The organism is Deltaproteobacteria bacterium (assembly GCA_018668695.1).
Lineage (GTDB): Bacteria > Myxococcota > XYA12-FULL-58-9 > XYA12-FULL-58-9 > JABJBS01 > JABJBS01.
In genome coordinates this window covers 1-2372 of sequence record JABJBS010000024.1, presented here as the reverse complement: position 1 = coordinate 2372, position 2372 = coordinate 1, and the positions used below count along the sequence as shown (strand labels likewise).

Sequence of the window (2372 nt, the reverse complement as noted above, 5' to 3'; positions counted from 1 at the left end):
TACGAAGAGGAATGCGAAGCAGAACCTACCGATGCTCGTAAGATTATGATTCTTGGTTCAGGGCCGAATAGAATCGGGCAGGGAATCGAGTTTGATTATTGTTCGTGCCACGCATCGTTTGCGCTGAAGGAAATGGGCATTGAGAGCATTATGGTCAACTGTAACCCAGAGACCGTCTCAACCGATTATGACACCAGCGACCGTCTGTATTTTGAACCACTCACGTTCGAAGACGTGATGAATATTGTAGAAAAAGAGAAGCCCGACGGAATTATTGTCCAATTCGGCGGGCAAACACCGCTTAACCTTACGAAGCCACTCAGCAATGCCGGTGTCAAAATCATGGGCACCAGCCCAGACTCAGTTGACTTGGCGGAAGACCGTGAACGTTTTAACGAGTTCCTCGATGGTTTAGATATTCGATATCCAAAGCATGCATTCGCTTCAACGCTGGATGAAGCTCACGATGTCGCCAGCAAGCTGGGTTACCCAGTCCTGGTTAGACCATCCTATGTACTCGGCGGCCGCGCGATGGCAATTGTGTACGACCCACAGGAGCTGTCTAAATTTGCGACTGAAGCTTTTGCAGCGTCGTCTCAAAATTCGGTGCTGATTGATAAGTTTCTCGAAGACGCTTTCGAAGTCGATGTCGACTGCCTTTGCGATGGTGAAAATGCGATTGTCGCTGCCATCATGCAGCACGTTGAGCAAGCTGGTGTTCACAGTGGCGATTCAAGCTGCGTACTACCAACCTACAAAATCGATGAGAAACACAAGGACGAGATCCGCGACTGGACCAAGAGGATGGCTGTCGGCCTGAAGGTTCAAGGTCTTATGAATATCCAATTCGCAATCGCGGGTGGATTACTCTACGTCCTTGAAGCAAACCCAAGAGCATCACGAACCATCCCATACGTAGCAAAAGCGACTGGTGTTCCGCTTGCGAAAATGGCTACCAGGCTCATGGTTGGTGAAACACTTGAAAGTTTGGGCCTCACAGATGACTTGAAAGTTAAGTATCACTTCGTCAAAACGCCGGTATTTCCGTATTCTAAATTCCCAGGCGTAGATCCTAGGTTGTCTCCAGAAATGCGCTCAACTGGCGAAGTTATGGGCGTATCGAAACGTCTTGGAGCTGCATTCTATAAGGCACAGCTTGCGGCCGGGAACCGCTTACCCACAGAAGGTAAGATACTCATAACGGTTAATTCTGAAGACCACATGGGCGTTCTTCCAACCGCCAAAAAGCTATCCGACTTAGGCTTTGAACTGCTCGCAACGCGCGGGACCGCCAAAACCCTTGCGGATAACGGGGTAGACGTCGGCGTGGTTCTCAAGCACCACGAGGGTCGTCCTAGCTGCGTTGACTTGATTAAGAACGATGAAATTGCACTGGTCATCAATACACCGCTGGGCGCACCAGCTGTTAAAGACGGCCGCGAGATTCGAATGGCATCCGTTGAGCATGGGGTACCATTTATGACCACGCTATCTGGAGCGGCGGCAGCAGCCGAGGCCATTGCTGACCTTAAGCAAGGTAATATTGTTGAGGTTGCGTGCCTGCAGGAAATTCACGCAGAATAGAACCTGCTTCAATAACCCAGGCCAGATGTCCAAATAACGAACATTATGTAAACTTAGGCTTTAAGATGCATGAATTCATTTACGGTCACCGAGGCGCCAGGGCTCATCTCCCAGAAAACACCATTCAAGCATTCGATGCAGCCATCAAGGGCGGCGCCAATGCTATCGAAACCGACGTCCACCTTACCTCCGATGGTGAGGTCGTCGTCTTTCATGACGCCACCGGTGAGCGTATCGCAGGAACGAATCAATCAATCGCTTCCGTCACCTGGAACGAAGCTCAGCACTGGGATGTGGGCCACCAGCACATTGCCAAAGATGGGTCCAGGCCATTTAAAGGCAGCGACTACCGAATGCCGCTGCTTAAAACCGTCTTGGAGACTTACCCAGGAACAAGAATAAACATCGACATCAAGCCTGGCCATAAAGCGGTCAGAGCTGTCGTTGATGTTGTGGAACAGTTCGGCGACCCGGCCGATGTGCTACTCACAAGCTTTGACGATCAGGTGCGCACCAAGCTCCAGGAAGCGAATTACAGAGGGCCAGTTGGACTGGGATATCGCGAATGTATTTTGGCGCTGCTGATGCCTCGGGTGGCAATACGCAATCGCTGGCCAAGCGGCACAAGGCTTCAGGTTCCACCAGCATTTGGGCCATTCAAGCTGGGGACGTCACGGTTCATTCGCAAGGCTCACGCCGCAGGACTAAAGGTCGATTTCTGGACCATTAACGACGCGGACCAGGCCCAGTCCTTGGTGAACCACGGCGCGGACGGCATCATGTCCGAC

Annotated in this window: 2 protein-coding genes; both read left to right on the top strand. The window is 51.4% G+C overall.

The window, feature by feature from the left end; translation table 11 throughout:
- Window positions 1–1584: carbamoyl-phosphate synthase large subunit (gene carB / locus HOK28_01075; GenBank protein MBT6431651.1), on the top strand; the 1584-nt coding region annotated here is incomplete at its 5' end.
- A gap of 65 nt (window positions 1585–1649) precedes the next feature.
- A partial coding sequence (locus HOK28_01070; protein ID MBT6431650.1) for a hypothetical protein occupies window positions 1650–2372 on the top strand: 723 nt, incomplete at its 3' end.